The sequence below is a fragment of the Rhodopila sp. genome (genome assembly GCF_965277825.1).
In the GTDB taxonomy this organism is placed as follows: Bacteria; Pseudomonadota; Alphaproteobacteria; order Acetobacterales; family Acetobacteraceae; genus Rhodopila.
The window spans coordinates 3166662-3191625 of record NZ_OZ255846.1 but is presented as its reverse complement, the minus strand read 5'-3'; the positions used below and the strand labels follow the sequence as shown (position 1 = coordinate 3191625).

Below are 24964 nucleotides of genomic sequence, written 5' to 3'. Positions count from 1 at the left end.
TTGCCGCAACCGGTGTTCCGGACAATTATCCGGCGCAAGAGGGGGGCGGCGGTGATGCGCGGGTCGACGTGTGGGTTCTTCGTTGCTAGCTTGGCGGTTTTGGGCACGCTGGGCTGGCCAGCTACGCTTGCCGCGCGCAAGCCGGTCAGCCACCATAGCGCCAGCCACCACAGCGAATGCGAAACGATCACCAAGGCGCAGGTGATCGATTTGTTCGAGCAGTGGAACAAGGCGCTGATGACCAAGCGCGCCGATACGGTCGGGGCGCTTTATGCGCCCGATGCGACCCTGCTGCCGACGATCCAGAACGGCCCGCTGATCGGGTCGGAGGCGATCGGGCAATACTTCACCGACTTCCTGAAGAAGTCACCGCAGGCCGAGGTCACCGCCAGGGCGATCAGAACAGGATGCAATATTGCCTATGACATCGGGCTTTACACCTTCACCATTGATGGCGATCAGCCGAGCGCCCGCGCGAAGGTCAAAGCCCGCTTTACATTTATCTACGCGCCGGTACACGGCAAATGGCTGATCATGCATCAGCATTCATCTGTCGACCCGGCGACCTCTGATTAGGGGCGTTTAAGGAGGGGACCCGAATGCTACGGCGGCTTATTCTGCTTCTGGCAATCACCACGTCGCTCGGCGCGTGTGTCATCGAAGAACCGGGTCCTGGCCCGGGACACGCCCGCTGGTGCTATTGGCATCCTTATCGATGTCGCTGACGGGGTGGGCGCCCGACTATTCCTTCACCGCCCCGGTCATCGATGACACGTAGTACTCGACGAAGAAGGAATAGATGATCGCTACCGGCACCGATCCCAGCAGTGAGCCGGCCATCAACGATCCCCACTGATAGACATCCCCGGTCACCAGTTCCGTCAGGATCGCTACCGGAACGGTCTTCTTCTCGGTGCTCTGGATGAAAGCCAGCGCGTAGATGAACTCGTTCCACGACAGGGTAAAGGCGAAGATGCCGGCCGAGATCAGGCCGGGCACCGCGAGCGGCAGGGTGATCCGGCGCAGGATCTGCAGGCGGGAGGCGCCGTCGATCAGCGCGCATTCCTCGAGCTCATAGGGGATCGACTTGAAGTAGCCGATCAGCAGCCAGGTGCAGAACGGGATCAGGAAGGTCGGATAGGTCAGGATCAGCGCCACCGGGCTGTCGAACAAACCGAACTGGAAGATCAGCGTTGCCAGCGGAATGAACAGGATGGTCGGCGGCACCAGATAGGCCAGATAGATCGCCAGCCCGGCATGCTGCGCGCCCTTGAAGCGGAGCCGCTCGATCGCATAGGCGGCGAGCAAGCTGGCGCCGACCGAGAGGAACGTCGCCGCGGTCGCGATGCCCATCGTGGTCATCAGCCAGCGCGGATACTCGGTTTCGAACAGAAGTTTGCGAATGTTCTCCAGGGTTGGGGAGTGCACCCAGAATGGGTTGTACTTCTTGTAGTCGTACATCTCGAAGTCGGGCTTTATCGAGGTGATCGCCATCCAGTAGAACGGGAACAGCAGCACGATGACGAAGATCGCCAGCGGGATGTAGATCGTGATGGTGCGTCGCGCGCGGGAATCCCAGGACAGGATTTCCGGCGCGTCCTTGGTGGAAGCGGCGAGCTCGATTTCTTGCGCGACCACGCCGACGTCAGTCATTGTCGGACCCCTGCTGCCATTTGCGCCGCCCGACGCCGAAGAAACACACCAGCGTTGCAGCCAGCAGGAACGGGATCATCGAGACCGCGATCGCCGCGCCCTCACCCAGTTGCGAGCCCGGGATGGCGCGCTGGAATGCCAAGGTTGCCATCAGGTGGGTGGAGTTGAATGGGCCGCCGCGGGTGATCGCATACACCAGTTGGAAGTCGGAGAAGGTGAACAGCACCGACAGCGTCAGTGCCACCGAGAGGATCGGCATCAGCAGCGGCACGGTGATGCGGCGGAACTTCTGCCAGCCGCTGGCGCCGTCGAGCAGCGCCGCCTCATACAGCGACGGCGAGATGGTCTGCAGTCCGGCGAGCAAAGTGATCGCCACAAACGGGATGCCGCGCCAGATATTAGCGACGATCAGCGACCAGCGGGCCGGCCAGGGCGCGCCGAGGAAGTCGATGTAGTGTTTGCGCCAATGCAGCACGTCCACCAGGATGTAGGAAATGATGGAGAACTGCGGATCGTAGATCCACCACCAGGCGATCGCCGAGAGCACCGTCGGCACGATCCACGGCAGCAGCACGATCGCTCGGATGAACGCCTTGAACGGCAGATGATGGTTCAGCAGCAAGGCGAGCCACAGACCCAGCAGGAACTTTCCCGCCGTGGCGACGGCTGTATAGAAGATGGTGTACCAGACCGCGCCCCAGAACACCGGGTCGTCGAATAGCGACTGGAAATTTTCCAACCCGATATACTGCCCGGCCTGGCCAATCGTGGTGTCGGTCAGCGATAGCCACAGGCCCAGACCCAGCGGATAGGTCAGGAAGATCAGCAGCAGCCCGGCGGTGGGCAGCATGCACAGGAAGACCAGGAACGGCTTGTAATCGAACAGCCGCGCGATGCGGCCATGCCGCTTCCGCGGCCTCCATTGCAGGTCGATGTCGGCGGTCGTCGCGTCCATGCCTCGGCTCCCCCCCGTGTTTCAGCCCTTCAGATGCCTGGCGGCTTGCCGAGCGGCCTGTTTCACGGCGGCTTGCGGCGTGGCGTTGCCGGTGGCGACGGAGGCAAACATATCGACCAGCGTGTAGTTCGCCGCCACCGCCGAGGATGCCGCGGAAATCGGGCCGGCGTAGCTGTCGTAATACGGCGTGTCCATACTGTCGATATACGGCTTCAGCTTCGGATCGGCATTCCAGAACGCCATCTTGCCGTAGGCTTTCAGCGAGTTCGACCAGTAGCCGAGGCAGCCGGCCAGCCAAGGCGCGTATTGCGGCGCCTCCATCATGAAGCGGAGATATTCCTTGCAGGCATTGGGATATTTGGTGTGCTTGAAAGTCATCGCGTTGACCACAAGCGAGGATTGCGGCGTCTGCTTGGCGAGTCCGAGCGAGGGTGCCTGGTGGTTGGTATCGGCGGCGATCGCCTGCAGCTTCGGGTCGGACGAATTCTTCGCCACGTAGTAGATCGACACCCCGTTATTTGTCAGGCTGATGTCGCCGGCGGCGTAGGCCTTGTTGTTGCTGGGATCGCCCCAAGATAGCGTGCCGCTGATCATGTGTGGATACAGTTGCTGGGCGTAGTTCAGCGCGTCGATCGTTGCCTTGCTATCGAGCGACACCTTGCCCTTCTCATCGGTGAGCGCCGCGCCGTGCGACCATAGCAGCCAATCGGCAAAGCCGTTGCCGTCACCGACCGCATGGCCCAGCGCATAGCCGATCGGATGGCCGGCCTTGTTGAGTTTTTCGGCCATCGCCAGGAAGCCTTCGAGGTCGTTCGGGACCTGGTCGTAATCAACCTGCTTCAGCCAGGACATGCGATACACCGAAGCGCCGCCGCTGCCGCCCATCGGGATCGCCAGCCAGTCATTACTGCCCCAGCGGCGCGAATAGAGCAGCGCCAACTGGTGCCAGCCGCCGTATTTGGCGGCCAGGTAGTCGGCCAGGTCGTTCATCGGCAGCAGTTTGTCGGCGTAGATCTGCGGGTCGGCGCCGAACCCGACGATGATGTCGGGGCCGGCCCCGGTATTGGCGGCAACGGCGGTTTGCGGCCGCATATCCTCCCAGCCGACGAAATCGACGCGCACCGCGACGCCGGTCGCCTCGGTGAATTTCTTGCTGTTCTGGCGGAACAAGGTTTCGTCCGGATCGACGAACTTGGCGGGCCGCAGCACCCGCAACGTCGCTCCGGACTCGATCTTGAAGCCGGGCGCTTTCACATCCGCCGTGGGCACGTCAAGATCCGCGGCGCGAGCGCCGACTACATCCGCGGCGCGAGCGCCGACTACATCCGCGGCGCGAGCGCCGACTACATCCGCGGCGCGAGCGCCGACTACATCCGCGGCGCGAGCGCCGACTACATCCGCGGCGCGAGCGCCGACTAGCGGCAGCGCTGTCGCCCCGATCAGGTTGGTGGCGCCGGACAGCAGGGTATCACGGCGAGTCAAGCCAGCCATTCAGTTTCCTTCCGTCAATCCAGGCGGCGTTCTGCGCGTCGCCAATCCGGCCTCATGCCTAGCGCGTGTGGCACACGCCAACAAGTCGGCGGCGGATTCAGCGGCGCGGAACAGACCCGGTCGCGGTCTTTCAGGTCTTGTAATAGCGTGCCGCCTGCTGCGCCGCGCGTTTCGCCGCGCCCTCGGGCGTGGCGTTGTCGGTGACCACGGCGGCGAACATGTCCACCACGGTGTAGTTCGCCGTCACCGCCGAGGACGCCGACGTGACCGGTCCCTTGAAGCCGTCGTAGTATGGGGTGTCCATGCCGGACGCATAGGGTATCAACTTCGGGTCCTCGGTCCAGAACTTCATCTTCGAATAGGCTTTCAGCGAATTCGACCAGTAGCCGATGCAGTTCGACAGCCAGGGGCCGTATTGATCCGCCTCCATCATGAAGCGCAGATAGTCCTTGGCGGCTTCGGGATACTTGGTGTGCTTGAAAACCATCGCGTTCATCGGAGTGGCCGACATCGGCGAGCGTGGCGCCAGGCCTTTCGGCAGCACCTGGTGCTGGATATCGGCTGCCATCTGGTTCAGCTTGGGATCGGGCGAAGTCTTCAGTACGTAGTAGATCGACACCCCATTGAACGTCAGGCCGATATCGCCGGCGGCGAAGGCCTTGTTGTTGCCGGAATCGTTCCACGACAACGTTCCCGACACCAGCGTCTTCTGCAGCTCGGTGGCATATTTTAGTGCCGCAATGGTTTCCTTTGAATCGAGTGCGACCTTGCCGCGTTCATCGACCAGCATCGCGTTGTGCGACCACAGCAGCCACGACGCGTAGCCGTTGGCGTCGCCCAGGGCGTGGCCGAGCGCGAAGCCGGCGGGGTGGCCGATCTTGTGCAGGCCTTGGCACAGCGCAAGAAACCCGTCGAGATCGTCGGGGATCTTGTCGAAGCCGGCCTGCTTGACCCAGGATTGGCGGTACACCGTCGGCCCGGCTCCTCCGCCGACGGGGATCGAGATCCAGTTTTTGGTGTTCCATTTCGTCCCATACAGCATCGCCAGTTCCTGCCAGCCGCCGTATTTCGCCCCGAGATAGTCGGCGAGATCGGTCATGTCAGTGATCTTCGAGGCATAGATCTGCGGATCGGAGCTGAAACCGAGCACGATGTCGGGTCCGGCGCCGGTGTTCGCGACGACCGCGGTTTGCGGGCGGATATCCTCCCAACTGATGAAATCGACGCGCACCGGGACGCCGGTCGCCTCGGTGTATTTCTTGGTGTTCGCGCGCCAGTACACTTCATCGGGGTCGATGAACTTCGCCGGCCGAAGCACCCGAAGCTCGGCGCCCTTTTCCGGCTTGTAGTTCGGCGGCGGCACGTTTGCAGTGGGCACGTCGGTGACGGCGGCGCGGGCGCCGACGGGGGGAATTGACGCCGCCGCGACGGATGCGGAGGCGAGCGCAAGCGACTGGCGCCGGGTGATGGACATGTGCACACTCCCTAGCCGGTCTTTTCGCGTGCGGGGCGTCGGCGACCGGTTTCCGGCGACCCCTGATGTCGGAGTATTCCGCCGAGCGGCGTAAAAGGCAAAGCGATCGCGCGACGGGAGTTAAGCTGAGAGGCGCAGGCCGGTGGCGGCGTCGAACAGATGCACCATCGCCGGGTCGGGCGTGATCTGGATCGTCTCCCCCGGCCGGGCCAGCACCCGTTCGCGGAATGCGGCGATGATCGGCGCGCCGGCGAACTCGGCCATCACCTGGGTTTCCGAACCGGTCGGCTCGATCACGTTGACCCTGGCGGGGACGCCGCCGTTGAGCTGGAAGTGCTCGGGGCGGATGCCATAGACGATCGGGCTGCCGTCGGACACGCCCCGGGTCGAGGGCAACGGCAGCGACGTGCCGCTATCGGAACGGAACGCGCCGCCATCCACCCTGCCCTTCAGGAAGTTCATCGCCGGCGAGCCGATGAAACCAGCGACGAACAGATTGGCCGGGTTGTCATACAGGTCCAAAGGAGCGCCGATCTGTTCCACATTGCCGGCGTTCATCACCACGATCTTGTCGGCCATGGTCATCGCCTCGATCTGATCGTGGGTGACATAGACCGTGGTGGTTGTCAGCCGTTGATGCAGTTCCTTGATCTCGGCCCGCATTGCGACGCGCAGTTTGGCATCGAGGTTGGATAGCGGCTCGTCGAACAGGAACACCTGCGGATCGCGCACGATCGCGCGTCCCATCGCGACGCGTTGGCGCTGGCCGCCGGATAGCTGACGGGGATAGCGGTTCAGGTAGGGCGCCAGGCTCAGGATCTCCGCCGCGCGGCCGACTTTTTGTTCGATGACCGGCTTGGGGGCGCTTGCCAGGCTGAGAGCGAAGGCCATGTTGTCGCGCACCGTCATGTGCGGATACAGCGCATAGTTCTGGAACACCATGGCGATATCCCGCTCCTTCGGCGCGACGTCGTTGACTACGCGGCCACCGATCGCGATTTCGCCGCCGGTGATGTTCTCAAGCCCGGCGATCATCCGCAGTAGGGTTGACTTGCCGCAGCCCGAGGGGCCGACCAGGATGACGAACTCGCCGTCGGCGATCTCGACGCTGACGCCGTGCAGCACCTCGGTCGAGCCATAGCGTTTGCGAACGTCGCGCACCGACACTGTTGCCATGCCTGTCGTTTCCCCCATTGGCTGGCCGCGCTGTGGTCGGCGCGGCGGTTGTGTTTTCATCGCATGCGGCGGCGCGGCACGCAAAGGGTGACGCCGGTGCGGCGGCCTGGTTAAGCTTGGCGCTATGGCAAATCGAAAGCTTCCGCACGAGCCCAAGCCGGTCCGCATCGGACGCGCCGAGTATGGCTTGTCCAAGCTGGGCGCCGCGCGGTTCGACCGGCACGATCCGTATCACCTGGCGGTCAGCCTGCCGTGGCCTGGCTTCATCCTGGCCATGCTGGGTCTGTGGCTGGCGATCAATGTCGTGTTCGCCTCGCTCTACGAGCTCAGTCCGGGCAGCGTCAACAATGCCCGCGCCGGGTCATTCGCGGACGCATTCTTTTTCAGCGTGGAAACCCTGGCCACTGTCGGCTACGGCGTCATGGCGCCGGCCACGCCATACGGCCACATCGTCTCGGCGGTGGAAATCGTTACTGGTATGGCACTTACCGCCATCGCCACCGGCTTGCTGTTCGTCCGGTTCTCCCGCGCCAAGGCCAATATCGTGGCGGCTGACAATGCCGTGGTCAGCGTGCAGAATGGCAAGCTGGCCCTGATGCTGCGCATCATCAACGGTCGGGTGACGGTCATGACCAACGCCAGCGCACGGCTGTTCCTGCTGGCGGCGGATCGCACGCCGGATGGCCCGTTTCTACGACGCATCCACGAGTTACGCCTGGAGCAATCCGATCTGCCGTTGTTCGTCATGCCCTGGACGCTAATGCACGTCATCGACGACAACAGTCCGCTGTTCGGCCACGACGCCGCATCGCTGACCGAGGCCGGCGCCAGACTGTTCCTGACGATCGAGGTCTACGATCACGCGCTGTCGGCCATGGTGCGCGACATGAAGGATTATGCCGCCGGACGGGTGCGCTTCGGCATGCGCTTCGGCGACATGATCCGACAGGATGGGGCTGGCGGCGCCATCGCCGACCTGTCGCGCATCAGCGCGTTAGTGGCGGACGATGGCTTTGCGGGGGCTTTGCGGGCGCGCGCCGGTCAGCCTGACAGCATCACACCGCTTGGGCCGGACATTCGACCCGACGATCATGCCGTGGCAAGCGCGAATGGTGGACAGTCGGCGTGATCTCGGCGCAAGCTTTGCGCATGCGCGTGATATTGGCCTCCGTCCTGCTGATCGTTTTGGCCGGTTGTTCTGGTGGTCCCGGCGCATACGGCATCACCGGCCCCGGTGGGCCGCTGCCGCCGACTCCGGCGGCCGTTCCCGGGCAGACGCCGGATACATCTCCAATTCCGGGCGTCTCTACTACGGGGACCTCGTACGGGCCCAGCATCGGACCCGCAACCGGCCAGAGCGGGTTCTGGGGATATAACTGAAGCCCGGTTCCGCGCACGACCTTACCAGGCCGCTGCCTACCCAGGTCGCTGCTACCCGAACCGGTGTCATTCAACTGTCATAAAAGTGCAATATGGCCTTCACCATCGCCTCCTAGGGTAATCGCGCGCCATCGCGATTCCCCCGAGGAGGAACCACATATGAAATTCGCCGCAGCGGTCATGGCCATTGGCCTGGCCGGTCTTACCGTATCCGCCGCTCAGGCGCAGCAGATCACCGGAGCCGGCTCGACCTTCGCCGCCCCGATCTATTCCAAATGGGGCGATGCCTCGAAGAGCGCGACCCAGGTCACACTGAACTACCAGGCGATCGGATCAGGCGCCGGGATCAACCAGATCAACAACCGCACGGTCGATTTCGGCGCCTCCGACATGCCGGTCGCGGCGGACCAGTTGACCACTCACAAACTCATGCAGTTTCCCACCGTGATCGGTGGCGTGGACATCATCGTCAATCTTCCTGGCATCCAGGCCAACCAGTTGAAGCTCACCGGTCCGGTGCTGGCCGACATCTACCTGGGCAATATCACCAAGTGGAACGACAAGGCGATCGCCGCGCTCAATCCCGGGCTGAAGCTGCCCAGCCTGTCGATCGCCACGGTGCATCGGGCTGACGGGTCCGGCACCACCTTCGTGTTCACCGACTACCTTGGCATGCAGAGCCCCGAGTGGAAGGACAAGGTCGGGTCCTCCACCAGCGTCAGTTGGCCGGGCGGCGCGGGGGCCAAGGGCAGCGATGGTGTCGCCGGCACGGTGCGCCAGATCCCCGGCGGGATCGGCTATGATGAAAGCGCCTACGCCTCGGAAAACCACCTGACCACCGTGCTGCTGAAGAACAAGTCCGGCAAGTTCGTGGCCCCGACGATGGCGGCGTTCGAGGCCTCCGCCGCCAGTGCCGACTGGTCGAAGGTACAGAATTTCGCCATCGACCTGAACGATCAGGCGGGTGAGGCAAGCTGGCCGATCGAATCCGCCACCTTCGTGCTGCTGCCGACGGACCCGAAAAATCCGGCGCAGAGCGGCGCGGTCAAGAAGTTCTTCGACTGGGGCTTCACCCATGGCAGCGACATCGCCAAGGGCCTGCTGTATATACCGCTGCCAGAAAGCGTGCAGACCGCGATCCGGGCGGAATGGCAGAAGGCGGTACCGGGCACGATGTGAAGGCAAGGGTCTAGACTAGTGAGCCAAGCGGTCGTTCATTCCGCCCCGCAGTCGACCAGCCGAAGGTCAGGGGTTGGCGACAGGGTGTTCGAGTCGGCCTGCCGCATCTCCGGCCTCTTGGTCCTGCTGCTGCTGGGCAGCCTGATCCTGTCGTTGTTCATCGGCGGGCTGCCGGCATTCCGCCAGTTCGGGCCGGGTTTCCTGTTCTCCACACAGTGGAACCCGGTGCGCCAGGTGTTCGGCGCCGGGGTCTCGGTGTATGGCACCCTGCTGACCTCGGTGCTGGCGCTGGCGCTGGCGACGCCTCTGGCCTTCGGCATCGCCTTCTTCCTGACCGAGCTGTCGCCATCATGGCTGCGTCGCCCGGTCGGCACGGCGGTCGAGTTGCTTGCCGCGGTGCCGTCGATCATCTACGGCATGTGGGGCTTCTTCGTCATCGTGCCGATCATGTCGAGCTACGTCGAGCCGACGATGATCAACCTGTTCGACGGCGTCCCGGTGCTGCAAGACCTGTTCTCCGGCCCGCCGTTCGGCACCGGCATCGTCACCGCCGCCCTGATCCTCGCCGTCATGGTCATCCCGTTCATCGCCGCCACCATGCGCGACGTGTTCGACACAGTACCCCCGGTATACAAGGAATCCGCCTACGGCGTCGGCTGCACCACGTGGGAGGTGATGCGCTCGATTGTACTGCCCTACACAAGGGTTTCGGTGGTCGGCGGCATCATGCTGGGGCTTGGCCGAGCGCTGGGCGAGACCATGGCGGTGACGTTCGTGATCGGCAACGCCAACCGGATCTCTCCCAGCCTGTTTTCCTCCGGCAACACCATCGCTTCCCTGGTTGCCCTGGAGTTTCCGGAGAGCCCCACCGGCAGCCTCAAGCTGGCCTCGCTGCTGGCGCTTGGGTTCATCCTGTTCGTCATCTCGTTCATCGTGCTGGCGATCTCGCGCATGTTGCTGCGGCCCAGGCTTAAGGTATGACGGTTGGACGTGTGACATGAGCGCCAGCACGACTACCCAAGCCGCCATTCCGGGTGCGGCCAAGAACCCCCATGTCGCTCGCTCGCTCGGGGTGCGTCGGCGCCGCGTCGACAGCGTGATCAAGTTGGCCTGCTTGCTCGCCACCCTGATCGGGCTGGCGTTGCTGGCCTCGATCCTGCTGACGCTGATCTGGCGCGGCGTCACCGGGCTGTCGATTGGCGTGTTCACCAACAGCACCAGGCCACCGGGATCGAACGGCGGGCTGTTGAATGCCATCGTCGGCAGCCTGATCCAGACTGCCATCGGCACCGCCATCGGCACGCCGATCGGCCTGATGGTCGGGACTTATCTGGCCGAGTATGGTCGCGGTTCGACTTTGGCCAACGCCGTCCGCTTCGTGTCGGACGTGCTGCTGTCGGCGCCCTCGATCCTGATCGGCCTGTTCATCTACCAGTTGATGGTGGAACCACTGGGCGGCTTCTCCGGCATCGCCGGCTGCCTGGCCCTGGCGGTCATCGTCATCCCCATTGTCGTGCGCACCACGGAAGACATGCTGGGGCTGATCCCGCCGGCGCTGCGCGAGGCCACCATTGGCCTCGGTGCGCCGAAGTGGAAAATGATCGTGCTGATCTGCTATCGCGCCGCGCGCCAAGGCATCGCCACCGGGATCCTGCTGGCGGTGGCACGTATCGCCGGGGAAACCGCGCCGCTGCTGTTCACCAGCCTGGGTAACCTGAACTGGTCGCTCAGCCTGGGCCGACCGATGGCCAGCCTGCCGGTCACGATCTACCAATATGCCGGATCGGCATTCCAGGATTGGGTGCAACTCGCCTGGGTCGGCGCGTTGCTGATTACCTTCGGTGTGCTGGCCATCAACATCGCTGCCCGGCTAGTGCTGCAGCGGGCGAAATGAGGTGAACATGAGCGCAACGGCGACATCCGGCCAGAATCAAGCTGGCCAGGAGCAGGTTGGCAAGATCGAAATCATGGGCGGCATCCAGGCGCGTTCCAGCGCGACGATGAACGAACCGCGCATCGCCATCCGCAACCTCGACTTCTTCTACGGCGACCACCGCGCCTTGAAGAGCATCGCGCTGGAGCTTCCGGAGCGTCAGGTCACCGGCATGATCGGACCGTCCGGCTGCGGGAAATCCACCCTGCTGCGCGTGCTCAACCGCATGTACGACCTGTATCCCGGCCAGCGCGCCACCGGCGAGGCGATGATGGACGGCGACAACCTGATCGATCCGAAGATGGATCTGAACGCGCTGCGCGCCCGGGTCGGCATGGTGTTCCAGAAGCCGACCCCGTTCCCGATGACCATCCACGACAACATCGCGTTCGGGGTCAAGCTGCACGAACGGCTGTCGAAATCGGCGATGGAGGAACGCGTCGAATGGTCGCTGACCCGCGCCGCGCTGTGGGGTGAGGTCAAGGATCGCCTGCAAACCTCCGCCATGGGTCTGTCCGGCGGCCAGCAGCAGCGGTTGTGCATCGCCCGCACCATCGCGGTGCGGCCCGAGGTCATCCTGCTCGACGAACCGACCAGCGCGCTGGATCCGATCAGCACGTTGAAGATCGAGGAACTGATCGACGAACTGAAGCACGACTTCACCATCGCCATCGTCACCCACAACATGCAGCAGGCCGCGCGCTGCGCCGACCAGGTGGCTTTCTTTTACCTTGGCGAAATGGTCGAATGCGCTCCGGCGGCGCAGCTTTTTACTTCGCCAAAACAGAAGCGCACCCAGGAATACGTCACCGGCCGCTTTGGCTGAGCTGGAAAGGGTCCCTCGCGATGTCCGATGCAACCGAGCACCTGGTGAAGAGTTTCGACAACGATCTGAAGCGGCTGCGCGACATGCTGATCGAAATGGGCGGCATCGTCGAAAGCCAGGTCGCATCGGCGGCCGAGGCGATCATGAACCGTGACAGCGCGGCGGCGATCCGCGCGGTGGAGGAAGACCCCAAGGTCGATGCGCTGGAACGCGATGTCGAGCAGTTCGTCATCCGCATGCTGGCGCTGCGCCAGCCGATGGCCGGGGATCTGCGCCGTGTCGTCGCTGCGCTGAAGATCACCGGCGACCTGGAACGGATCGGCGACTATGCCGCCAACGTCGCCAAGCGAAGCATCGTGCTGGGCCAGTATACCCTGCCCTATTCGCTGTCCGGTCTCGCCCACATGGCGCATCTGGTGCAGGACCAGTTGAAGTCGATCATCGATGCTTTCGGATCCAACGATACGGCCAAGGCGGTCGAGGTCTGGCGCGCCGACCGCGTGGTGGACGACATCTATAACGCGCTGTTCCGCGAGCTGATCACCTACATGATGGAAGATCCGCGCAATATCACGCCTTGCACCCACCTGCTGTTCATCGCCAAGAACCTGGAGCGGATCGGCGATCACACCACCAACGTCGCTGAAACGGTGTACTACGCCGTCGAGGGCGAGGCGATACCCGACGTCCGGCCCAAGGGCGATCATTCCGCCTATACCGTGGTGCGGCCGAAGGATTAGTTCAAATCGTGAGTTAACCGTGCGGGCAGGAGACCTCAATCGTGCGCTCAGTTACAGCGGAGACCACCATGCTTGACGGTATGTCCAGCCTGCCCAAGCCACTTGTACTGGTGGTGGAGGACGAGGCGCCGCTGGCCACGATGTTGCGCTACAACCTTGAAAAGCAGGGTTTCCGGGTCGAGGAAGCCGGCGACGGGCAGGAAGCGCTGACCCGGATCGCAGAGTCGCAACCCGATCTCGTGCTGTTGGACTGGATGCTGCCGATCATGTCGGGCCTCGAGGTCTGCCGCCAGATCCGCCGCCGCGCCGCGACCCGCGACCTGCCGGTGATCATGGTCACTGCCCGCACCGAGGACCAGGATGCGGTGCGCGGGCTGAATACCGGGGCCGACGACTACATCACCAAGCCGTTCAATATCGAGGCTTTGCTGGCCCGCATGCGCGCACTTCTGCGGCGGTCCAACGCCGTTCCGGTCAAGGGACAACTTGGTTTCCACGACATCGAAATGGACCTGGCGTCGCATCGGGTGACCCGCAACCAGCGCCGGGTGCATCTCGGTCCGACCGAGTTCCGGCTGCTGGAGTTTTTCATGCTGCATCCGCGCCGGGTGTTCTCGCGTGAGGAGCTGCTCGATGCGGTCTGGGGACCGGACATCCATGTCGAACCAAGAACGGTTGACGTGCATATCCGCCGCCTGCGCAAGTCGATCAACGGCGAGCGCGAACTGGACGTCGTGCGCACCGTGCGCACCGCCGGTTACGCTTTGGATACCGAGCCGCTGTAGAGGGTTCGGGCGGCGGACCGAAATTTCTGCCTATTCATCGAGTGGCTGCGCGGTGCCCTGAAGCAGGTTGCGCCACTTCGCCGCGTCAGGCCTCAAGCGCCAGGCAAGCGCGGTCGCCCCTCTTTGCTCCACCCAGCAACCGCGGGCGGCGGACGGCGCGGCATCGGTCCGGTGGATCTCCAGCGCGAACGCACCCAGGCCTGGCAGCCCGAACTCCGCCCAGCTTGCATAGGCCCGCGCCAGACGCTCGGCGGCCGATGGACCGCCGTAGCCGAGCAGCTCGCCCGCATCCCACAGTGCGAGTGAACCATCCGCGTCGTCCACCAGGCCGAACGGCGGTGTCGGCAGGCTGGCTTGCGCTGGGCGCCACGGCGTCCATTTGGCGTCCGGCTCCGTCGCCGCCACCACCAGGCCCGGTTCGGTGCGGCCCAGGAAGCTGCGGAACTGTGCCGCGATGGGCGCCGGGCCGCCGAGCGGCAATGCCCCGAGAGGTAAAGCCCAACGCATGCCTGGTTGAGCCGACAACCGGCTCCACAGTGGCAGGGTTTCCAGCCGGCGACACGTCCCGGCGCGGTCCTGCCCAGCGCCAAACAACGGGACGAACCGGCCCGGCACCACCCGCTCCCCGAACAATACGTCCCGCTGCCGGCGCAGCACGGTCACCTCGCAGCCGCTGCCGTCTCGCAACTCGATGGGCACCAGCGTTCGGCCTCCGTCCATCACTTGCTCGAACAGTATCGCCGGGGGATCCCATGTCGCCGCAGTGATGATCGCGCGATGGTAGGGAGCGCTGATGGCGTGGCCTCGCATGCCGTCACCACATATGATCTCGACATTGCCGATCCCGCATTTCGCCAGGTCGGTCCGGCTCTGCCGCGCAAGGCCGGGGATCAGCTCGACGCCGACCACCTTGCCGCTTGAGCCGACCAGCCGGGCCATGACCGCCGCGAGCCAGCCCGACCCGGAACCGATCTCCAGCACCGCCTGCCCCGGTTCGAGTGCGAGCAGGTTCAGCAGCCAAAGCACGTAGCTCGGTTGTGAGTTGGACGACGGCAACAGTTCGCCGGCGGCATCCACGTGGCGCATGACCTGATCGCTGTAGACAGTCCCAAGCGTCTGCTCCGGTGAGGCGTCGAAGTCCTGCAATGCGCCGTCCCCGACACGGAAGTGGTGCACGAAACGGTGCCGCGGCGTCGCCGCTACCGCATCCCGCAGCCGCGCCGGCAGACCGTCGGGGGCGCCGTAGCGGCGAAAGGCGTCATCCAGCATGGCGATGAACCGGCCGCTGTGGGCCGCGATGTCGTTCTGCTCAAGTTCCGCCATCAGGTCTCCTTTCAGATTGCGGTCGACTAGGGCCCGGCCCTGAAAAGCCGCCCGGCGGCGAGACAGGCGGATTTGGCGAAGCAGATTCCGCCGGCCCGGCGTGACTTCCGTCGAGCTTATCGTAACGCCACGGCCCGACCAGCGGCGTTTTTCCAAGAGATGGCGGCTTTCGCGACTCCGCCGATCCGACGCTGCCGGATACGGCGTTGCCCTGCTCGTCCATTGACCGTCGTCGGGAACTTCATCAAAACCCGCGTTGCCAGTCCCTAACCTACGGCTCCGCCGGCCTGCCCTGAGTCCGATCCATTGCAGCGGCACATTCAGATCGATGACCGAACGGCATGACAACCCGGCTCGGCCTACGAAAGTGCTAGCCTTGCGGTGGACCCGACCGACCCATCGCTTTAACGGCACCGCGACGATCCGCCAGACAGAGGCCCAGGCTATGTCCCACGAGAGCCCGCTCATTGCCATCCTGGTCATCGGGCTCTGCCTCGCCTTCATACTGGGCACGATCGCCAACCGGCTGAAGATCTCGCTGCTGGTGGGTTATCTTCTGGCCGGCGTCGCGGTCGGGCCGTTCACCCCTGGGTTCGTGGCCGACCAGGGCCTGGCGCTGCAACTGGCCGAGATCGGCGTCATCCTGCTGATGTTCGGCGTTGGGCTGCATTTCTCGGTCAGCGACCTGATCGCGGTGCGCGCGGTCGCGATTCCGGGTGCGCTGATCCAGATCGCGCTATCCACCGCGATGGGCATGGGGGTCGCCTGGCTGTTGGGACTTCCGCTCGGCGCCGAACTGGTGTTCGGCCTGGCTCTCAGCGTGGCGAGCACGGTGGTCCTGCTGCGCACCCTGCAAGAGCGCCGGATCATGGATACCGAACGCGGGCATATCGCGGTCGGATGGCTGGTGATCCAGGACCTGGTGACCGTATTGGCGCTGGTGCTGCTGCCGGTGATGGCGCCGCTGCTGAGCCACAATGCGCCGACGACCTTGAGTCTATCCGGACTCAGCTTCACCGTGGCGGTTACGTTGGGCAAGGTGGTGGCTTTCGTTGCGCTGATGCTGGTGATCGGCCGGCGGGTGATCCCGGCGGTGCTGCATTACGTCGCCCATACCGGGTCACGCGAACTGTTCCGCCTGTCGGTGCTGGCGGTGGCACTCGGGGTTGCTTTCGTGGCCTCCGAACTGTTCGGAGTATCGTTTGCCGTGGGCGCGTTCGTTGCCGGCATGGTATTGAGCGAGTCCAAGCTCAGTCAGCGCGCGGCGGAGGAAACCTTGCCGTTGCGCGACGCCTTCGCCGTGCTGTTCTTCATCTCGGTCGGCATGCTGTTCGATCCGACCGTGCTGATACGCGATCCTGTGCCGTTGCTAGAGACGCTGGCGGTGGTCGTCCTCGGCACGCCGGCGGTGGCCTTCCTGACCCTGTGCTTGCTGCGTCAGACATCCGGCACGGCGCTGACGATCGCGGCGGGACTGGCGCAGATCGGCGAGTTCTCGTTCATCCTCGCGGCGCTTGGGATCGGGCTCGGCCTGCTCGACGAACGTGGGCGTGACTTGCTCCTGGGCGCATCCATCCTGTCGATCCTGCTAAATCCGTTGCTGTTCCTGGTTGCCGGCCGCCTGAAGACCTGGGCCGACAGGCGCAACGAAGTCCCATCGGCGGCAAAACACGCGGCGCCACCGCCGCCGGTCGAACATCCCGTCACGAAGTTGCAGGGCCACGCGGTGCTGGTGGGATATGGTCGGGTCGGCAGCCTGCTGGCAGAGGGGCTGCTGCGCAACGGCTGGAAGCTTCTGGTGATGGAGGCCGGCGATGCGGCGGTGCAGCCACTGCGCGACCGCGGTGTTGAGGTGCGAACCGGCAATGCGGCCGATCCCGAGATGCTGAAATCCGCCCACCTGGCGATGGCACGACTGCTGCTGGTTGCCATTCCGGATGCCTTCGAAGCCGGCCAGATCGTTGAACAGGCGCGCGCTGCAAATCCAGACATCGAGATCATCGCCCGCGCTCATTTCGATACCGCCGTGGAACATCTCCGTCAGCATGGCGCCACCACCGTGGTGATGGGGGAACGTGAAATCGCCCGAGCCATGCTGGAGCACGCGGCCGATGGTGGCAGCGCTGAGCCGCAGGCAAACGCGGTCGTGCAGGGTGCGAGTTGAGGCGTGGCCGCGCTGCCCGACTTAGACTCGGACGCTGGTTTGGCCTAAAATGAGGCTTCAGTGTTAGTCGGAGGAAACCATGGACGCTGACGCCAGGAAGACCGCACTGCGCATGATCCCATACGGGATCTACGTCCTTACCGCCGATGACGGCAAAGGCAATATCGGCGCTGCCACGGTCAACTGGGTCACCCAGGGATCGTTCGCGCCGCCACTGATCGTGGTCGCGGTGAAAGCTGATTCCGGCGCCCATACGGTGGTCAAGGGAACCGGCAAGTTCGCGCTCAACATGCTTGGCAAGGAGCACAAGGGCGTCGCCTTCACCTTTTTCAAGCCGGCCGCGGTCGAGGGCGGCAAGCTGTCCGGGCAGGAATTCCATGCCGGTGCCAACGGCGCCCCGATCCTCGATGCCGCCATCGCCGCGGTGGAGTGCTCGGTCACCCAGATCGCCGAATTGGGCGACCATCATATCGTCATCGCCGAGGTTACCGAGGCGCACGTCATGCAACCGCCGAAAGGCCGCGCCGATGCGGCCATCCTGGAAATGAAGGACCTTGGCGACAACGTGTATTACGGAGGTTGAACGCATCGACGGGGACATGTTCTACCCCGGGAGGGCCAGCACGCCACGCGAGCAATCCTTCGACGCGCCGATCATCGACCAGAACGCCAACCGCAAATTGTTCGGACCCTAAAGAGGTTCTACTACGAATCGTTCTCCCGTGATCAGGACGCCAGATGCAGCTTCGCCTCGGTGCGCGCCTGCAGGTCGTCGAAACCGAGCCCAGGCGCCATGCCTAGCACCACGAATCCCCGCTCGGTCACGTCGATCGTCGCCAGGTTGGTATAGATCCGCTTCACCGCCCCCGGCGCGGTCAGCGGATAGCTGCACTTCGCAACCAGCTTGGCCGAACCGTCCTTTGCGGTGTGCTCCATCAGCACCCATAGCCGCTTGGCGCCGGCCGCCAGATCCATCGCTCCGCCGACCGCCGGAGCGGTGTCGTTCTCGCTGGTTGCCCAGTTGGCGATATCGCCGTCGTCGGCGACCTGGAACGCACCCAGCACGCACAGATCTAGGTGGCCGCCGCGGATCATGGTGAAACTGTCGGCGTGGTGACAGAAGCTGCCGCCGGCCCGCATGGTGACGTATTGCTTGCCGGCGTTGATCAGCCACGGCTCGATCTTGTCCTTCTCCGGCGCCGGTCCCATCCCCAGCACGCCGTTCTCGGAGTGGAAGATCACCTCCCGTTCGCGAGGAACGTGATCGGCAATCATGGTCGGGATGCCGATGCCCAGATTGACGTACCATCCTTCGGGGATATCGGACGCTGCACGTTGCGCCATCTGCAGGCGGCTGAATGGTTTGAACCCGGCTTCGGTAGCGGACATCGGATAGGTCTCCTTGTTGCGCCGTAACGCTGCGCGATGCTGATCAGAACCCCGACGGATCACCGTATGGCACGTGCAGCACGCGGTCCACGAAGATGCCCGGCGTGACCACGTGATCGGGGTCGATCTCACCCAGTTCGCGGATATGCTGGGACTGCACCAGGGTTAGCGCCGAGGCGGTGGCGATCACCGGGTTGAAGTTGCGACCGGCCTGCTTGAACGTGAGGTTGCCCCAGCGATCGGCTTCCCACGCTTCCACCAGCCCGACATCGCCGGGCAACGCCTGCTCCAGGATGTAGGTACGCCCGTCGATCTCGCGATGTTCCTTGCCGACCGCCATCTTGGTGCCGACCCCGGTTGCGGTGAAGAACGCTGGTACGCCGGCACCCGCCGCGCGCATTCGCTCCGCCAGGGTACCCTGGGGGACGATCTCCAACTCGATCTTGCCGGCCCGATATAGTGTTTCGAATACCACCGGGTCGGAACTGCGCGGGAACGAGCAGATGATCTTGGCTACCCGGCCAAGCTCCATGAGCCGAGCCAGACCGGTATGGCCGGCGCCGGCGTTGTTGCAGGCCACTGTCAGCCTGGTGGCACCTTGCTCGATCAGCCCGTCGATCAACGCATTTGGCTGCCCGACCGCGCCGAAACCGCCGAGCAGGACGACGGAGCCGTGTTTGATGTCGGCCATCAGGTCGGGCATGGATTGGACGATCTTGTTGATCATGCGCGGCGTTTCCTGCAAGCGGCGAGTGTCGGTTCGGTGTAGCGCCGCGAACCGCCGATGCCAAGATGGCGAAGCGCGGGGACCGCTCAGGCCCTACGGCTGCGACGCCAACTACTGGCTAGACAACCGCACCTATTGGGACTTCAGCCCTGCGACTGGTGCGTGTGTTTTAGCTGCCCGAAGCCCGCGTCCAGTAACCAAGTAAAAAAGGGGCGCAATGCAAGAAATCGCCGCATCAATAATGACTACTTCTGGGTTTTTAGGTGTCAACACTAATGGACTCGGCGAAACCGACTCTTAGCCGGTGCCGTCTAATACCGAGGCAACGGTCAGACTGGGGAAGCAAATCAACTCGTTAGGAGACAAGACCGATAATCCATCACCGTTGTGAGCTTCTTCACAGTTGCGAAGCCACTTTCATGCGAAATCTGCTCACGAGAGCGCCGGAGGAACGCGACATGTCGGGGGCAAGTCAGCTCAGCCGAACCATCAGCCGATGGCGACCCGACACCTTCGTGCTCGCCCTCGCGGCAACCATGACCGTCGCGACAGTGCTGCCGTGCCGCGGGATCGGTGCCACCATCTTCAGCACGCTGGCCATATTCGCCATCGGATCGCTGTTCTTCCTGCAGGGCGCGCGGCTATCGCGTGACGCGATTATCGCGGGAATGACCAACTGGCGGCTGCATCTTGCCATCGCTGCCACGACGTTCGTCTTGTTCCCAATTCTGGGGACCGCGCTCACCGCGCTTTTTCCGCATGCCTTGACCCGCACGCTGGTGCTAGGCGTGCTGTTCCTTTGCGCGCTGCCATCCACCGTGCAGTCATCCATTGCGCTGACCTCGATCGCGCAAGGCAACGTCGCCGGCGCAGTGTGCGCGGCTACCGCGTCGAGCCTGGCTGGTCTGCTGCTCACACCGCTGTTGTTCAGTCTCATGGCCCACTTACATGGCGGCGCGATCGATGCTTCTGGCATGTGGAAGATCCTCGGTCAGCTCTTGCTGCCGTTCATCGTCGGGCATTTGCTGCGGCCATGGATCGGAGCCTGGGCCGCGCGAAATCGGTCGGTGCTGGCGTTAACCGACCGGGGTTCGATCCTGCTGGTGGTATATACCGCATTCAGCGCGGCCGTCATGCATGGGATATGGCACCAGCTACCGCCGCCGATATTCCTGGCGCTGGGCCTGGTTGTCGCCGTTCTGCTGGCGACGGCACTGCTGATCACCCATACCGGCGCGCGCGCCTTCGGCCTTGGTCACGCCGATCAGGTCGCCGTTGTCTTCTGCGGCTCGCAGAAATCGCTGGTCGCCGGCATTCCAATCGCCAGCGTGCTGTTTTCCGGTCCGACACTGGGGGTCGTCGTACTGCCGATCATGCTCTACCACCCGATGCAGCTCGTGGTCTGCGCCTGGCTCGCGCGTCGCTTCGCGAAGCGTGCCGCGACAGCTCAGGCCAGCGCTGGCGCGGCGCTGCCGATCATCGACGCGGCCGTGCAGAGCTAGCTAACCAGGCTCCGTCTGAAGCGACCAGCGGCTCGGACAGCGGAGTTCCCTACCGCGACGCCGCCTTGCCGCTCGCCACGATCGCACGCACCAGCACGAGACCCTGCTGCAACTGGAAATCCGTCGCCGGCTTCTTCGGATCGAACTTCGGCCAATTCTCCGGCGGCAACCGCGGGATCTGCCCAGCCGCCACCGGCAGCACCGCGGGCGGCGGTGGCGGCGACGCCTTCGTGCTGCTGCCCGGCACCGAGAGGATGTGCTGCAGGTCGGCCTCGTGCTCCGGCGCGAAATGTGGCGCCGGGGTGCGAGTCTCCTGCACCTCGACGTTCGGCGTGATCCCGACGCCCTGGATCGACCGGCCCGACGGCGTGTAGTAGCGCGCGGTGGTCAGACGCACCGCGCCGTTGCCGGCCAGCGGGAAGATCGTCTGCACCGATCCCTTGCCGAACGACTGCGTGCCCAGAACCAGCGCCCGGTGGTTGTCCTGCAGCGCCCCGGCCACGATCTCTGACGCCGAGGCCGACCCATTATTGGTCAATACCACGATCGGCAGGCCACCCGACACGTCCTCAGTCGACTTGGCCGACCATGTCTGATCGTCGTCCGAGTGCCGCCCCCGGGTCGACACGATCCCGCCACCCGGCAGAAAGTCGTTCGACACCGCGATCGCCTGATCCAACAGGCCGCCCGGGTCATTGCGCAGGTCCAGGATCAGCCCGCGCAGGTGGCCGCCGGCCTGGGCGCGAAACGATTTGATCGCGTCGCGTACGCCGGGATCGGTCCGTTCGGTGAATTCGCTGATGCGGATGACGCCGATGTCATCGATCAGCCGGCTCTTTACCGTCTCGACATGGATGATCTGGCGCGTCAGCGTCACGTTGATCGGGGTGGTCACGCCCTCGCGCTTGACGATCAAGTGAACCTCGGTGTTCGGCGGCCCGCGCATCTCGGACACCGCGTCGTTCAAGCTCAACCCTTCGACCGTTTTGCCGTCCACCGCGGTGATCAGGTCACCCGGCAGCAAGCCGGCCGCCGCCGCCGGCGTGCCGTCGATCGGGCTGATCACCTGGAGCAGCCCGGCATTGTCGGTCACTTCCAGGCCGATGCCGCCGAACTTGCCGCTGGTCTCGGTCTGCATGTCGTGCCACTGCTGGTCGGTCATGTAGGCGCTGTGCGGATCCAGCCCGGTCAGCATCCCGTTCAGCGCGTTGTCGATCAGCGTGCGATCGGACACCGGCTCGACGTAATCGGCGCGAACCCGGTCCAGCACCGTGCTGAACAAGGTCAGCATCTGATAGGTCTGCTGCTGGTTGGACCCTTGCGCAGCGGCGGGGAACATCCCGCCGTTGGAGGCGACGGCGCAACCGGCCGCGAAGCTGGTCCCGGCCAACAAAGCGACCCCGATCTTCGTCATTCTCATCGCGCCACCTTGCTACTGCCGAAAGAAGTGTGATGTTGGTCTAAATCGGATTGCCCCGCCATTGCGCAATGACCGACGCGTGACATCGTTGTCACATCCGCCCGAGCTGGTCCAGACCTAAGCGAAAAACCAGCTTCCTCACCCAGGCGGCCGAACCATAGGCGAGCCCGGATCGCCCTGGTAATCTCGCCCTGGTAATGTCGCCGCCCATCCACTCAAACGGGGAACGATCCATGGATCTCGGACTGCAAGGCAAGAAAGCCATCGTCTGCGCCGCCAGCAAGGGACTCGGCCGGGCCTGTGCAATCTCCCTGGCGCGTGAGGGGGTCGAGCTGGTCATCACCGCCCGCACCGCCGCCGCGCTGGACCAGACCGCCGGCGAAATCCGTCAACTGACCGGCGCCAAGGTCACCGCCGTGCCCGGCGACATCAGCACCGAGGCAGGCCGCGCCGCCGCCCTCGCCGCCTGTCCGGCGCCGGATATCTTGATCAACAATAACGGCGGCCCGCCCCGCGGCGACTTCCGCGAATGGGACCGCGAAGCCTGGATCAAGGCGGTGGACGGCAACATGCTGGCGCCGATCTTCCTGATCAAATCCGTGATCGACGGCATGATCGAGCGCAAGTTCGGCCGCATCGTCAACATCACCTCAGGCTCGGTGAAGTCGCCGATCGCCGAACTCGGCATGAGCAACGGCGCCCGCGCCGGCCTGACCGGCTTCGTCGCCGGCCTCGCCCGTCAGGTCGCGCAGCACAACGTGGTGATCAACAACATCCTGCCCGGCCCGTTCCTCACCGACCGCCTGCGCGGCGGCTTCGAACAGGCCGCCCGAACCAGCAACCGCCCGGTGGACGACCTGGTGCAAGAACGCCTGTCCAAGACCCCGGCCGGCCGCGCCGGCGACCCAACCGAGTTCGGCGACGCCTGCGCCTTCCTGTGCTCGGCCAAGATCAGCTTCATCGTCGGCCAGAACCTGCTGCTCGACGGCGGCGCGTTCAATTCGTCCAGCACTTGATCAGGGTCGCCCACAGGCTCGGGTCCGATCGCGATCCGAGCCTGCGTGGCATTTAGCCAAAGCTCTTGCGCAGGGTCGCCACCGAGACGTGCGGCCACCCCAGGTTCACGTAAGCCGGTGGGGTTCCCCGCAAGAGATGCAGGATCGGGAAGTTCAGCACCACCATTTGGGCGTATTGAAGCTGCATGAACTCGTGCCCGGTCGCCTTGTGGGTCGCCTTCTCGATCCAGAACGTTGCATAGACAATCGCAGTCTGCGCATTCTCCTGCAGTTCCTGTGTCCCGCCGACCACTGGGCTCTCACCCTGCAGAAACTGGATATTCTCGATCCCGCCGCCAAACGACGGCACCTGGACCTGCGCCGTGGCACCTTGAGCACCTGAGTTACGCTCCGTCAGAAAACTAAGCGGTGTCGCCGTCGCGATGTTCAGCGCGGTGCCTTCGAATGTGTAGCCGTCAGCTACCAGACGCTCGATGTCGTTTTGCAATAACAGCATCGGATCGTTGACTATGTCCTGCATCGCAACCCCATGGATGTTCGGCGGCAGGGGCGGTTCCGCCGGTGCTGTAGCGAACGGCGTGCGCGTGTTCAGCGTGAACGGAGGGTTGAACGGACCGGCTGGGATCGGACCGATCGGCACGCTGACATCGTATTGCGGAAACGGCGTCGCCGGCACGGTCGGGGCGGTCAGCCGTTCGGACGATCCCGCCGCGTTGAACACGATCCCCGGCGCGGTGGGCGGAACCGCGAACGGGGTACTGTTGAACGACGGAAAGCGCGAGAAGCTGTACTGGCTGCCCGGAACCGTCAGCACCGGAGGACCCACGAAAGGCTCCGCGACACCTTCCGCCAACAGCGCGTTGCCGTGCGGGATGGTGCCCATCCTGGCGACGAGTTGGCCCGGCTTGGCAACGGATTGCGGTGGGAAATCGGTGTTCGGTTGCGTCACCCAGATGCCGGGCTCGATATGCAGCGCGCCATCCGCGCCGGCATCAGTAATCTTCTGCAGATAGGTCAGCCCGAACAGCGCGATGTCGTCCTGGCCGAAGCCGCGGTTCGGAACTGGCGAGCCGATCGGTTCAAAGGTCAACGTCTCTCGGGTCTGGTTTAGCTGCAAGTAAAGGTCCGTGTTGTCCTTGAAATCGGGCCGGGCGATCAGGTTGAACCCCTTCCCCCTCCAGGTTCCCGCAAGATCGGCCAGCAGCCCCAGGCCATCGGTATTGTTCCGGCCCGAGAAGCGCTCGGACGAAATTCTGTCTTTCATATGGGAGTCTCCTGTACTTGGACTATTGTGAGCACCGCGTCTGGCTTACTTGCCAAGACCGGGACGGCAGCGGCTTCGGCTGATGAAGTCTAGTCCGCAACCGGACCGCCGATGACCCGGCCGACTGACAGCCTATAGCCCACGAACGACCGCCAGACTGTGAATCAGCTCACACTTTGGATGCCGGAAGGTCTGCCGTGTTCCGCGCGGGGATTTTGTTCATCACAGACGGCAACAGCGTGCTTGCCGTATCGGCTGTTGCGACTTGAATCCCCTGACCGACGCACACAGCAGACGAGGTGAGAAAGCCGGCGGCGATGCGACCTTCGCGTCATTGTGTCTTTGTGTTTACAAAGCCTAATAAACGGCAAATATAATCAATCTGAGGTAATAGACGGAGGATTTAGTCGAATAGGTGCCACCCATTCACTGCCAGCAAGTTTGCGGAGTTTCAATTTAACACGAAGATACAATGACACGAAGATTCCATGAATTGTCATCGTCTCCAACCGCCGCGTCAGGCACTTTCGGGTTAGGCTCTGAAGTCGATAACCCAGCCGCGTGATG

At 63.9% G+C, this 24964-nt stretch carries 22 protein-coding genes; 12 read left to right on the top strand and 10 right to left on the bottom strand.

Features of this window, described 5'->3' with window-relative positions; translation table 11 throughout:
• Window positions 1-576 (top strand): SgcJ/EcaC family oxidoreductase, encoded by a 576-nt coding sequence (locus ACQY4T_RS15800; RefSeq protein ID WP_428532345.1) that lies wholly within the window; start codon window positions 1-3, stop codon window positions 574-576.
• Between the two features lie 165 nt (window positions 577-741).
• On the opposite strand, the gene ACQY4T_RS15795 is transcribed toward ACQY4T_RS15800, so the two are convergent.
• From ACQY4T_RS15795 to ACQY4T_RS15775, 5 genes are all read right to left on the bottom strand, one after another.
• The gene (locus ACQY4T_RS15795) at window positions 742-1653 is read right to left on the bottom strand and encodes a carbohydrate ABC transporter permease (RefSeq protein WP_428532342.1); all 912 of its coding nucleotides are present in this window, start codon (window positions 1651-1653) and stop codon (window positions 742-744) included.
• Window positions 1646-2608, bottom strand: a complete 963-nt coding sequence (locus tag ACQY4T_RS15790) for a carbohydrate ABC transporter permease (protein ID WP_428532339.1) — start codon at window positions 2606-2608, stop codon at window positions 1646-1648. The genes ACQY4T_RS15795 and ACQY4T_RS15790 overlap by 8 nt, the downstream gene beginning before the upstream one ends.
• 21 nt (window positions 2609-2629) lie before the next feature.
• Window positions 2630-4099 (bottom strand): ABC transporter substrate-binding protein, encoded by a 1470-nt coding sequence (locus ACQY4T_RS15785; RefSeq protein WP_428532337.1) that lies wholly within the window; start codon window positions 4097-4099, stop codon window positions 2630-2632.
• Window positions 4100-4229: 130 nt separating this feature from the next.
• On the bottom strand, window positions 4230-5573 hold the full coding sequence (locus ACQY4T_RS15780; protein WP_428532334.1) for an ABC transporter substrate-binding protein: 1344 nt from the start codon (window positions 5571-5573) through the stop codon (window positions 4230-4232).
• 120 nt (window positions 5574-5693) lie between these two features.
• Window positions 5694-6749, bottom strand: a complete 1056-nt coding sequence (locus ACQY4T_RS15775) for an ABC transporter ATP-binding protein (protein WP_428532331.1) — start codon at window positions 6747-6749, stop codon at window positions 5694-5696.
• 124 nt (window positions 6750-6873) lie between these two features.
• Between ACQY4T_RS15775 and ACQY4T_RS15770 the strand changes: the two genes are divergently transcribed.
• The 7 genes from ACQY4T_RS15770 to phoB all read left to right on the top strand — a co-directional run bounded on the left by ACQY4T_RS15770 (window position 6874) and on the right by phoB (window position 13592).
• On the top strand, window positions 6874-7878 hold the full coding sequence (locus tag ACQY4T_RS15770) for an ion channel (protein WP_428532328.1): 1005 nt from the start codon (window positions 6874-6876) through the stop codon (window positions 7876-7878).
• A 410-nt stretch (window positions 7879-8288) separates the two neighbouring features.
• The gene (pstS, locus tag ACQY4T_RS15765; RefSeq protein WP_428532325.1) at window positions 8289-9308 is read left to right on the top strand and encodes a phosphate ABC transporter substrate-binding protein PstS; all 1020 of its coding nucleotides are present in this window, start codon (window positions 8289-8291) and stop codon (window positions 9306-9308) included.
• A gap of 18 nt (window positions 9309-9326) precedes the next feature.
• Entirely contained in the window at window positions 9327-10289 is a 963-nt protein-coding gene (gene pstC / locus ACQY4T_RS15760; RefSeq protein WP_428532322.1) for a phosphate ABC transporter permease subunit PstC, read from the top strand.
• Window positions 10290-10305: 16 nt separating this feature from the next.
• Window positions 10306-11202, top strand: coding sequence for a phosphate ABC transporter permease PstA (gene pstA, locus ACQY4T_RS15755; protein WP_428532319.1), 897 nt, complete (start codon window positions 10306-10308; stop codon window positions 11200-11202).
• A 73-nt stretch (window positions 11203-11275) separates the two neighbouring features.
• Window positions 11276-12067 carry a phosphate ABC transporter ATP-binding protein PstB gene (pstB, locus tag ACQY4T_RS15750; RefSeq protein ID WP_428542911.1) on the top strand — a complete coding sequence of 264 codons (792 nt, stop codon included), beginning with the start codon at window positions 11276-11278 and terminating at the stop codon, window positions 12065-12067.
• A 20-nt stretch (window positions 12068-12087) separates the two neighbouring features.
• The gene (gene phoU, locus ACQY4T_RS15745) at window positions 12088-12807 is read left to right on the top strand and encodes a phosphate signaling complex protein PhoU (RefSeq protein WP_428532316.1); all 720 of its coding nucleotides are present in this window, start codon (window positions 12088-12090) and stop codon (window positions 12805-12807) included.
• A 68-nt stretch (window positions 12808-12875) separates the two neighbouring features.
• Entirely contained in the window at window positions 12876-13592 is a 717-nt protein-coding gene (phoB, locus tag ACQY4T_RS15740; protein WP_428532313.1) for a phosphate regulon transcriptional regulator PhoB, read from the top strand.
• A gap of 30 nt (window positions 13593-13622) precedes the next feature.
• Here the strand turns inward: phoB and ACQY4T_RS15735 are convergent, their stop codons facing one another.
• Complete coding sequence (locus ACQY4T_RS15735) at window positions 13623-14915, bottom strand: protein-L-isoaspartate O-methyltransferase family protein (protein ID WP_428532310.1); 1293 nt, start codon at window positions 14913-14915, stop codon at window positions 13623-13625.
• Between the two features lie 445 nt (window positions 14916-15360).
• Between ACQY4T_RS15735 and ybaL the strand changes: the two genes are divergently transcribed.
• Together ybaL and ACQY4T_RS15725 are read left to right on the top strand one after the other, a co-directional pair.
• Window positions 15361-17079: a YbaL family putative K(+) efflux transporter gene (gene ybaL, locus ACQY4T_RS15730; RefSeq protein WP_428532307.1), complete on the top strand. Its 1719-nt coding sequence runs from the start codon at window positions 15361-15363 to the stop codon at window positions 17077-17079.
• A gap of 79 nt (window positions 17080-17158) precedes the next feature.
• Window positions 17159-17662: a flavin reductase family protein gene (locus tag ACQY4T_RS15725; RefSeq protein WP_428532304.1), complete on the top strand. Its 504-nt coding sequence runs from the start codon at window positions 17159-17161 to the stop codon at window positions 17660-17662.
• Window positions 17663-17805: 143 nt separating this feature from the next.
• On the opposite strand, the gene ACQY4T_RS15720 is transcribed toward ACQY4T_RS15725, so the two are convergent.
• Window positions 17806-18468 carry a 3-oxoacid CoA-transferase subunit B gene (locus tag ACQY4T_RS15720; protein ID WP_428532301.1) on the bottom strand — a complete coding sequence of 221 codons (663 nt, stop codon included), beginning with the start codon at window positions 18466-18468 and terminating at the stop codon, window positions 17806-17808.
• Between the two features lie 43 nt (window positions 18469-18511).
• A complete protein-coding gene (locus ACQY4T_RS15715; RefSeq protein ID WP_428532298.1) occupies window positions 18512-19195 on the bottom strand; it encodes a 3-oxoacid CoA-transferase subunit A in 684 nt (227 codons plus the stop codon).
• A gap of 458 nt (window positions 19196-19653) precedes the next feature.
• Between ACQY4T_RS15715 and ACQY4T_RS15710 the strand changes: the two genes are divergently transcribed.
• Window positions 19654-20697 (top strand): bile acid:sodium symporter family protein, encoded by a 1044-nt coding sequence (locus tag ACQY4T_RS15710; protein ID WP_428542908.1) that lies wholly within the window; start codon window positions 19654-19656, stop codon window positions 20695-20697.
• Between the two features lie 49 nt (window positions 20698-20746).
• Here the strand turns inward: ACQY4T_RS15710 and ACQY4T_RS15705 are convergent, their stop codons facing one another.
• Window positions 20747-22117, bottom strand: coding sequence for a S41 family peptidase (locus ACQY4T_RS15705; RefSeq protein WP_428532295.1), 1371 nt, complete (start codon window positions 22115-22117; stop codon window positions 20747-20749).
• A 233-nt stretch (window positions 22118-22350) separates the two neighbouring features.
• Here ACQY4T_RS15705 and ACQY4T_RS15700 point away from each other — a divergent pair, with 233 nt between their 5' ends.
• Window positions 22351-23133, top strand: coding sequence for an SDR family oxidoreductase (locus ACQY4T_RS15700; protein ID WP_428532292.1), 783 nt, complete (start codon window positions 22351-22353; stop codon window positions 23131-23133).
• A gap of 52 nt (window positions 23134-23185) precedes the next feature.
• On the opposite strand, the gene ACQY4T_RS15695 is transcribed toward ACQY4T_RS15700, so the two are convergent.
• Entirely contained in the window at window positions 23186-24397 is a 1212-nt protein-coding gene (locus ACQY4T_RS15695; protein WP_428532289.1) for a heme-binding protein, read from the bottom strand.
• Between the last annotated feature and the right edge of the window lie 567 nt (window positions 24398-24964).

Bases quoted from the DNA above. Each gene is read 5' to 3' on its own strand.
- ACQY4T_RS15795 (WP_428532342.1), bottom strand. From the start codon at position 1,653: ATGACTGACGTCGGCGTGGTCGCGCAAGAAATCGAGCTCGCCGCTTCC.
- ACQY4T_RS15790 (WP_428532339.1), bottom strand. From the start codon at position 2,608: ATGGACGCGACGACCGCCGACATCGACCTGCAATGGAGGCCGCGGAAG.
- ACQY4T_RS15785 (WP_428532337.1), bottom strand. From the start codon at position 4,099: ATGGCTGGCTTGACTCGCCGTGATACCCTGCTGTCCGGCGCCACCAAC.
- ACQY4T_RS15780 (WP_428532334.1), bottom strand. From the start codon at position 5,573: ATGTCCATCACCCGGCGCCAGTCGCTTGCGCTCGCCTCCGCATCCGTC.
- ACQY4T_RS15775 (WP_428532331.1), bottom strand. From the start codon at position 6,749: ATGGCAACAGTGTCGGTGCGCGACGTTCGCAAACGCTATGGCTCGACC.
- ACQY4T_RS15770 (WP_428532328.1), top strand. From the start codon at position 6,874: ATGGCAAATCGAAAGCTTCCGCACGAGCCCAAGCCGGTCCGCATCGGA.
- pstS (WP_428532325.1), top strand. From the start codon at position 8,289: ATGAAATTCGCCGCAGCGGTCATGGCCATTGGCCTGGCCGGTCTTACC.
- pstA (WP_428532319.1), top strand. From the start codon at position 10,306: ATGAGCGCCAGCACGACTACCCAAGCCGCCATTCCGGGTGCGGCCAAG.
- pstB (WP_428542911.1), top strand. From the start codon at position 11,276: ATGGGCGGCATCCAGGCGCGTTCCAGCGCGACGATGAACGAACCGCGC.
- phoU (WP_428532316.1), top strand. From the start codon at position 12,088: ATGTCCGATGCAACCGAGCACCTGGTGAAGAGTTTCGACAACGATCTG.
- phoB (WP_428532313.1), top strand. From the start codon at position 12,876: ATGCTTGACGGTATGTCCAGCCTGCCCAAGCCACTTGTACTGGTGGTG.
- ACQY4T_RS15735 (WP_428532310.1), bottom strand. From the start codon at position 14,915: ATGGCGGAACTTGAGCAGAACGACATCGCGGCCCACAGCGGCCGGTTC.
- ybaL (WP_428532307.1), top strand. From the start codon at position 15,361: ATGTCCCACGAGAGCCCGCTCATTGCCATCCTGGTCATCGGGCTCTGC.
- ACQY4T_RS15725 (WP_428532304.1), top strand. From the start codon at position 17,159: ATGGACGCTGACGCCAGGAAGACCGCACTGCGCATGATCCCATACGGG.
- ACQY4T_RS15720 (WP_428532301.1), bottom strand. From the start codon at position 18,468: ATGTCCGCTACCGAAGCCGGGTTCAAACCATTCAGCCGCCTGCAGATG.
- ACQY4T_RS15715 (WP_428532298.1), bottom strand. From the start codon at position 19,195: ATGATCAACAAGATCGTCCAATCCATGCCCGACCTGATGGCCGACATC.
- ACQY4T_RS15710 (WP_428542908.1), top strand. From the start codon at position 19,654: ATGTCGGGGGCAAGTCAGCTCAGCCGAACCATCAGCCGATGGCGACCC.
- ACQY4T_RS15705 (WP_428532295.1), bottom strand. From the start codon at position 22,117: ATGAGAATGACGAAGATCGGGGTCGCTTTGTTGGCCGGGACCAGCTTC.
- ACQY4T_RS15700 (WP_428532292.1), top strand. From the start codon at position 22,351: ATGGATCTCGGACTGCAAGGCAAGAAAGCCATCGTCTGCGCCGCCAGC.
- ACQY4T_RS15695 (WP_428532289.1), bottom strand. From the start codon at position 24,397: ATGAAAGACAGAATTTCGTCCGAGCGCTTCTCGGGCCGGAACAATACC.